At 71.8% G+C, this 7,191-nt stretch carries 8 protein-coding genes; all 8 read right to left on the bottom strand.

Features of this window, described 5'->3' with window-relative positions:
• On the bottom strand, positions 1-1,084 hold a 1,084-nt coding region (locus AB0I49_RS11690), incomplete at its 3' end, for an amidohydrolase family protein (protein WP_363226704.1).
• A 4-nt stretch (positions 1,085-1,088) separates the two neighbouring features.
• Positions 1,089-1,613, bottom strand: coding sequence for a 3-hydroxyanthranilate 3,4-dioxygenase (locus tag AB0I49_RS11685; RefSeq protein ID WP_363226703.1), 525 nt, complete (start codon positions 1,611-1,613; stop codon positions 1,089-1,091).
• Positions 1,610-2,047: a RidA family protein gene (locus tag AB0I49_RS11680; protein WP_363226702.1), complete on the bottom strand. Its 438-nt coding sequence runs from the start codon at positions 2,045-2,047 to the stop codon at positions 1,610-1,612. The genes AB0I49_RS11685 and AB0I49_RS11680 overlap by 4 nt, the downstream gene beginning before the upstream one ends.
• The gene (locus AB0I49_RS11675; protein ID WP_363226701.1) at positions 2,040-2,834 is read right to left on the bottom strand and encodes a fumarylacetoacetate hydrolase family protein; all 795 of its coding nucleotides are present in this window, start codon (positions 2,832-2,834) and stop codon (positions 2,040-2,042) included. The genes AB0I49_RS11680 and AB0I49_RS11675 overlap by 8 nt, the downstream gene beginning before the upstream one ends.
• Positions 2,831-3,883 (bottom strand): 4-hydroxy-2-oxovalerate aldolase, encoded by a 1,053-nt coding sequence (gene dmpG, locus AB0I49_RS11670; protein ID WP_363226700.1) that lies wholly within the window; start codon positions 3,881-3,883, stop codon positions 2,831-2,833. Before dmpG ends, AB0I49_RS11675 begins: the two co-directional genes overlap by 4 nt.
• The gene (locus AB0I49_RS11665) at positions 3,880-4,815 is read right to left on the bottom strand and encodes an acetaldehyde dehydrogenase (acetylating) (RefSeq protein ID WP_363226699.1); all 936 of its coding nucleotides are present in this window, start codon (positions 4,813-4,815) and stop codon (positions 3,880-3,882) included. The genes dmpG and AB0I49_RS11665 overlap by 4 nt, the downstream gene beginning before the upstream one ends.
• The gene (locus tag AB0I49_RS11660; RefSeq protein WP_363226698.1) at positions 4,812-5,651 is read right to left on the bottom strand and encodes a fumarylacetoacetate hydrolase family protein; all 840 of its coding nucleotides are present in this window, start codon (positions 5,649-5,651) and stop codon (positions 4,812-4,814) included. Before AB0I49_RS11660 ends, AB0I49_RS11665 begins: the two co-directional genes overlap by 4 nt.
• Entirely contained in the window at positions 5,648-7,144 is a 1,497-nt protein-coding gene (locus AB0I49_RS11655) for a 2-hydroxymuconic semialdehyde dehydrogenase (RefSeq protein ID WP_363226697.1), read from the bottom strand. The genes AB0I49_RS11660 and AB0I49_RS11655 overlap by 4 nt, the downstream gene beginning before the upstream one ends.
• Positions 7,145-7,191: the final 47 nt, after the last annotated feature.

The raw sequence follows: 7,191 nt of genomic DNA, 5'->3' as shown, positions 1-7,191 counted from the left end.
CGGACCACGACGAGGTTCTCCCGGTACGTGCCGGGGGAGATGGAGAGCACGTCCCCGTCGGCCGCGGCCTCCAGGGCGGCGGCCGAGCCGCCTCCAGGTTCAGGAACCGGCGCGCGTTGCCGCCGAGGATGGCGGCCTTCGCGTCGGCGTCGAGGAACTCGGCGCGCTGGACCACCGCCCCCGCCGGGCGCTCGCCCAGGGGATACGGGTAGTCGCTGCCGACCATCACCCGGTCGCTGCCCAGCGTGTCCACCAGCAGCCGCAGCGGCTCCGGCGCGAACACCACCGAGTCCACGCTGAACCGGTCGAGGTAGTGCGACGGCGGGAACTGCGAGGTGGCGATGACGTCGCTCCGCCCGTGCCAGGCGTTCTCCATCCGGCCCAGCCAGAACGCGAACGACCCGCCGCCGTGCGCGAAGCACACCCGGAGCGTGTCCGGCACCTTGTCGAAGACGCCGCCGAGGATCATCGCGAGGATCGACAGATGGGTCTCGGCGGGCATGCCGGTCAGCCACTGGGCCATCCAGCGGTCCAGGCGCGGCGAGTTGGCCATGTCCCAGGGGTGGATGAAGACCGGGGCGCCGACGTCCGCGCAGTGCTGGAGGAACATCACCACGCCCGCGGAGTCCAGGTCCTGGTCGCCGACGTGGTTGCCGATCTCGACGCCCACATGGCCGGCCGCCAGGCACCGGTCGAGTTCGCGGCAGGCCGCCTCCGGGTCCTGGAGCGGCACCTGGGCGAACGGCAGCAGCCGGTCGGGCGCCGGGGAGCAGATGTCCAGGGCCAGGTCGTTGAAGATGCGGGAGACCTTCAGCGCCTCGGGGCCGGGGCGTCCGTAGGAGAAGAAGACCGGGGTGGGGGAGACCACTTGGAGGTCGATCCCGTCGGCGGCCATGTCCGCGAGCCGCACCTCGGCGTCCCAGCAGTCGGCGCCGATCCGGCGGAACTCCTTCGAGCCCACCATGATCATGGCGTCCCGCTCGCTCTCGATCCGCAGCGAGGGCCAGTCCGTGCCGCCCGCCTCGGCCCCGAGATCGGGCCAGCCGCGCGGCACGTAGTGGGTGTGGATGTCGATGACGCTCATCGGGTCAGCCCCTGCCCGGGTGGTACGTGCCGCACGCGCGGCAGGTCCGCTGGTCCTGGCTCTCGTAGAACCGGGTGAAGACCGGCGGCAGGTCCTTGACGATGTCCCGGACCTGCAACTCCACCTCGTGCACCAGCTCCAGGCAGTTCGGGCAGTACCACTGGAACTTCTCCAGCACGCCCTCCTCGCGGATGCGCTCCATGACGATGCCGATCGAGCCCGGCTCGGGGCGCTGCGGCGAGTGCGGGATCTCGCGCGGCAGCATCCACATCTCGCCCTCGCGGATGTCGACGCGCTCGATCCCCGCGTCGGTACGCAGGTTGACGTGGATATCGCCCTTGACCTGGTAGAACCACTCTTCATAGGGGTCTACATGGAAGTCGGTACGCTCGTTCGGCCCGCCGACGACCTGCACGATGAAGTCGCCCATGGGCTCCCACACCTGCCGGTTGTTGACCGGCGGCTTGAGCAGGTGCTCGTGCTCCTCGATCCAGCGCGGGAAATTGATGACGGGCGGAATGGAGCTCATCGTCCCTCCTCGGGGCGGCGGTCGCGGCTCAGGTGCGCGATCGCCTGGATCTCGATCAGCAGGTGCGGGTGGGGGAGTTGGTGCACGGCGACGGTCGTCCGGGTGGGGCCGTGCTCGTCGAAGTACTCCGCGTAGACCTCGTTGTAGCCCACGAAGTCGTTCATGTTGACCAGGTAGCAGGTCACCTGGGCGAGGTCGGAGAGGTCCGCGCCGACCGCGGCCAGCACATCGCGGATGTTCTCGATCACCGCGCGGGTCTGCTGCCGGATGTCGAGCCGGGTCGCGCCCATCTCGTCGGCCTCGGCGCCCACGATCGAGTTGTCGGGCAGCCGGCTGCTCGTACCGGACACGAAGACCAGGTCGCCGACGACCTTGACGTGCGGGAACTTCCCCCGCGGCGTGGCCTTGCCCGCCACCACCAGCGACTCAGACATCCGCGTCACCGCTCACCCGGAGGCCGACGCTGCCCAGCCCGGTCACCGTGGTCTCCACGAACCGCCCCGGCTTCAGCGGCACGGCCGCCGTCGCCGCCCCGGCCAGGATCACCGTGCCCGCGGGCATGGTCAGCCCGTACGTACGCGCCATGCGCTGCGCGGCGTGCACGGCGCGCAGCGGGTGCCCCAGGATCGCCGCCGTGGAGCCGGTCTCGGCGACCTCGCCGTCCACGTCGAGCGTCACGCCCCGGTTGGCGAGGTCGCCCGCCTGCCCGTACGCGGTCCAGGGGCCGATGACGTACGCGGCGGCGGAGGTGTTGTCCGCCACCACGTCCTCCAGGGTGAAGCGGAAGTCGCGGTACCGGGAGTCGATGACCTCCAGCGCGGGCGCGACCGCCTCGACGACGGTCTCCGCGTCCAGCGTCTCGTCCCGGGGATCCACCTCGACGCCGAGCCGGAAGGCGACCTCCGGCTCGATACGGGGGTGGCAGTAGCGGGAGAAGTCCAGCTCGCCGCCGTCCGTGATCCGCATCCCGTGCGTGATCCGGCCGACGATGACGTCGTCCACGCCCATCTGCTGCGCCTTGGCGCGGCTGGTGAACCCCAGCTTGACGCCGGAGAGGGAGTCGCCCCGCGCGCACCGTCGGGCGACCAGCTCGCGCTGGATCTCGTACGCGTCCTCCAGGGAGAACTTGTGCTCGGAGGTGAGCTGCGCGATGGGGACCGCGGCCTCGGCGGCGGCGTCCAGGAGCCTGGCGAGCTCGGCGATGTCGGTGGCGCTGGTCATGAGGTCTCTCCCGCCGGGACGGTCGCGGACTTGGCGCGGGCCAGGTCGAGCGCGACGTCGATGATCATGTCTTCCTGCCCGCCGACCATGTGGCGCCGGCCGAGTTCGAGCAGGATCTCCCGCGTGTCGAGCCCGTACCGCCCGGCGGCGCGCTCGGCGTGCAGCAGGAAGCTGGAGTAGACCCCCGCGTAACCGAGCGTCAGGGTCTCCCGGTCCACGCGCACCGGCCGCTTCTGGAGCGGACGGATGAGGTCGTCGGCCGCGTCCTGGAGGGCGAACACATCGCAGCCGTGCTTCCAGCCCATGAGGTTGGCGACGGCGACGAACGCCTCTATGGGGCAGTTGCCCGCTCCCGCGCCCTGCCCGGCGAGCGAGGCGTCCACCCGGCGCACGCCGTTCTCGACGGCCACGACGCTGTTGGCGACGCTGAGCGAGAGGTTCTCGTGCGCGTGGACGCCGATCTGCGTGGCGTCGTCGAGCACCTCGCGGTACGCCCGTACCCGTTCGGCCGTGTCCGTCATCGTCAGCCGGCCGCCGGAGTCGGTGACGTAGACGCAGTGCGCGCCGTAGGACTCCATCAGCTTCGCCTGGGCGGCGAGGGCGGACGGCGGGCTGAGGTGGCTCATCATCAGGAAGCCCGCGACGTCCATGCCGTTCTCGCGCGCCCAGCCGATGTGCTGCGCGGCGACGTCGGCCTCGGTGCAGTGGGTGGCCACCCGGACGCTGGTGACGCCGAGGGAGTGGGCGCGCTTGAGGTCGTCCACGGTCCCGATGCCGGGGATCAGGAGCGTGGTGAGCTTGGCGTTCTTGACGACCGAGGCGGCCGCGGAGATCCACTCGTCGTCGGTGTGGGAGCCGTGCCCGTAGGTGACGCTGTGGCCGGAGAGCCCGTCGCCGTGCGAGACCTCGATCGCGTCGACGCCCGCGGCGTCGAGCGCCCCGGCGATGGCCGCGACCTGCTCGGTGGTGTAGCGGTGGCCCACGGCGTGCATGCCGTCGCGCAGGGTGACGTCCTGCACGTACACCTCGTGGGGGGCGGTGGCAGTCATACGGTGATCGCTCCTCGGCGCAGCTCGACCAGTCGTTCCGCGGTGCGCAGTGCGGCCGACGTCATGATGTCGAGGTTTCCGGCGTAGTCGGGCAGATAGTGCCCGGCGCCGGTCACCTCCAGGAAGACCGACACCTTGGTACCGCGGAACGCGCGCCCCAGCACCGGGAGGTGGGTCTCGTCGACCGGGTCGAACTGGACGGCCTGCTTGAGCCGGTAGCCCGGTACGTACTCGTTCACCTGGGCCGCCATCGCGGCCACGGACTCGCTGATCGCCGCCTCGTCGGGGTCGGCGTCCTCGATCAGGCAGAAGACGGTGTCCCGCATGACCCGCGGCGGCTCGGCCGGGTTCATCACGATGATCGCCTTGCCCCGCCCGGCCCCGCCGACCCGCTCGATCGCGGCCGAGGTGGTCTCGGTGAACTCGTCGATGTTGGCGCGGGTGCCGGGCCCCGCGGACTTCGAGGCGATGGACGCCACGATCTCCGCGTACGCCACCGGCGCGATCCGCGAGACCGCCGCGACGATCGGCACGGTGGCCTGGCCGCCGCAGGTGACCATGTTGACGTTGGTCGCGTCCGGGTTGGCGTCGAGATTGACGGGCGGCACGACGTACGGGCCGATGGCCGCGGGCGTCATGTCGACCATCAGCTTGCCGTGCTCGCGCACCAGGGCGTCGTTACGGGCGTGGGCGCCGGCCGAGGTCGCGTCGAAGACCACCTCGACGTCCTTGAACTCGGCCATCTCCAGCAGCCCGTCCACGCCCTCATGCGTGGTCGCGACGCCCATCCGCCGGGCGCGCGCCAGGCCGTCGGAGTCCGGGTCGATGCCGACCATGACAGCGAGGTGCAGCTGTGACGACAGCCGCTTGATCTTGAACATCAGGTCGGTGCCGATATTGCCCGAACCGATGATCGCGACGGGGACCGTCATGGGCGTGTTCCTTCCTCGGGGGAGCCCGTACCGGCCGCGGATCCGGCGGGTACGGAGAAGACGGCGTGCACCGCGCCCAGGCCGTCCAGCCGGGCCCGGTAGCTGCCGGGGCCGCGTACGGGGACCATCGGGCCGAGCGCGCCGGAGAGGATCACCTCGCCGGCGAGCAGCGGATGGCCGTGCCGGGCGACGGCGCGGGCGAGCCAGGCGACGGCCGCGGCGGGCGTGCCGAGGCAGGCCGCCCCGGAGCCGACCGAGACGACGTCGCCGCGGTGTTCGAGCACCATGCCGATGCCCGGCAGATCGACCGCGTCCACCCGGCGCGGCGTCGAGCCCAGCACGAGGGCCCCGCTGGAGGCGTTGTCCGCGATGGTGTCGGTGATCTTGATGTCCCAGTCCGCGACCCGCGAGTCGACGATCTCCAGGGCGGGGAGCACGAACTCGGTCGCGCGCAGCACATCGGCCACGTTCGCCGTCGGCGAGTCGAGATCGGCGCCGAGTACGAACGCCACCTCGGCCTCGACGCGCGGCTGCAGGAAGCGGTCCAGCGGGACCGGCTCGCGGTCCGCGTAGACCATGTCGTCGAGCAGCACCCCGAAGTCGGGGGAGAAGACCCCGAACTGGGCCTGCACGGCCTTCGAGGTCAGCCCGATCTTGCGGCCGATCCGGCGGGCCCCGGCGGCGACCCGCGCCTCGATGCCGGCGGCCTGCACGGCGTACGCGGCGTCCTGGTCCGTATCCCCGAGCAGATCCCGCACGGGCGCGCACGGCCGACCGGAGACCTCGGCGGCGCGCAGCCGCTCCACGGCGGCGCGGGCGGTGTCGGGGGCGCTCACAGCTGCACGCAGACGTTGGTGGGCTGGGTGTAGAAGTGCAGCGAGTGCGCGCCGCCCTCGCGGCCGATCCCGGACAGGCCCGAGCCGCCGAACGGGGACCGCAGATCGCGCAGATACCACGTGTTCACCCACGACATGCCGACCCGCATCCGCTGGGCGACGCGGTGGCCGCGCTCCAGGTTCGAGGTCCATACGCAGGAGGCGAGGCCGTAGTCCGTGTCGTTGGCGAGCGCCACGGCCTCCTCCTCGGTGTCGAAGGGGACGAGGGCGGCGACGGGGCCGAAGACCTCCTCGCGCAGGGTCCGCGCGGAGTTGTCGAGCCCGGTCCACAGCGTCGGCTCGATCCAGGCGCCGCCGTCCAGCTCACCGCCCATCGCCGGGATGCCGCCGCCGGTCAGCTCGGTCGCGCCCTCCTCCCGCGCGAGCGCGGCGTAGGACAGGACCTTCTCGCGGTGCGCCTGGGAGATCAGCGGGCCGGTGGTCGTCGCGGGGTCCCCGGGGCGGCCGAGCTTGAGCGCCTTGGCGCGCTCCGTAAGCCCCGCGGCCACGTCGTCGAAGACGTCCCGCTGGATGTACACGCGCTCCGTGCACAGGCAGACCTGGCCGGTGTTGGTGAACACCGAACGGGCCAGCCCGTCCACCGTGCGCTCCAGGTCGGCGTCGGAGAAGACCACCGCGGCGTTCTTGCCGCCCAGCTCGAAGGAGACCGGCCGCACCAGCGGCGCGACCGCGCGCATGATCGCCGAACCCGTCTTGGACTCACCGGTGAAGGTGACCCCGTCGATGCCCGGGTGGGTGGTGAGGAACTCGCCCGCCGAGTCCGGGCCGAAGCCGTGCACCACGTTGTAGACCCCGTCGGGCACGCCCGCCTCGGCCATCACCTCGCCGAGCAGCGTCGCCGTCGCCGGGGTCTCCTCCGACGGCTTGACGACCACGGCGTTGCCGCAGGCCAGCGCCGGGGCCACCTTCCAGGTGAGCAGCAGCAGCGGCAGGTTCCAGGGGACGATGACGGCGACCACGCCGAGCGGCCCGCGCACGGCGTAGTTCAGGGCCCGCCCGCCGTCGGCCGTCTCGGTGAGGAACGAGTCGAGCCCGGTCGCGGAGACGGTGTCCGCGAAGGACCGGAAATTGGCGTGCGCGCGGGCCACGTCGAGCGTGCGGGCCATCGCCTCCGGCTTGCCCGTGTCGGCGACCTCGGCCGCGACGAAGTCGTCGAACCGGGCCTCGATCCGGTCCGCCACCCGGCGCAGCAACCGGGCCCGGTCCGCCACGGACATCCGGCCCCAGCCGCCGTCAAGGGCGCGGCGGGCGGCCTTGACGGCGTCGTCCACGGTCTCCCGGCCCGCCTCGTGGACCCGGGAGACCAGGGAGCCGTCGACCGGGCTCACCTTGTCGAAGGTGCGCACGCCGGACACGTACGAGCCGTTGATGAAGTTGTGTACGGACGGGGCGGAGGGGGTCCTCGCCGGGGCATTCGCTGCTGAGCTCGACATGCCCCGAGCCTAGGAACAGGGCCCCATGCTCCACTAATGCTCTTTGA

This window comes from Streptomyces sp. NPDC050617 (assembly GCF_040654795.1).
Classification (GTDB): Bacteria; Actinomycetota; Actinomycetes; order Streptomycetales; family Streptomycetaceae; genus Streptomyces.
The sequence above is the reverse complement of the archived record's forward strand: the minus strand, read 5'-3'. Positions and strand labels throughout refer to the sequence as shown.

Coding starts and splice junctions, on each gene's coding strand:
- AB0I49_RS11685 (WP_363226703.1), bottom strand. CDS start 1,613: ATGAGCTCCATTCCGCCCGTCATCAATTTCCCGCGCTGGATCGAGGAG.
- AB0I49_RS11680 (WP_363226702.1), bottom strand. CDS start 2,047: ATGTCTGAGTCGCTGGTGGTGGCGGGCAAGGCCACGCCGCGGGGGAAG.
- AB0I49_RS11675 (WP_363226701.1), bottom strand. CDS start 2,834: ATGACCAGCGCCACCGACATCGCCGAGCTCGCCAGGCTCCTGGACGCC.
- dmpG (WP_363226700.1), bottom strand. CDS start 3,883: ATGACTGCCACCGCCCCCCACGAGGTGTACGTGCAGGACGTCACCCTG.
- AB0I49_RS11665 (WP_363226699.1), bottom strand. CDS start 4,815: ATGACGGTCCCCGTCGCGATCATCGGTTCGGGCAATATCGGCACCGAC.
- AB0I49_RS11655 (WP_363226697.1), bottom strand. CDS start 7,144: ATGTCGAGCTCAGCAGCGAATGCCCCGGCGAGGACCCCCTCCGCCCCG.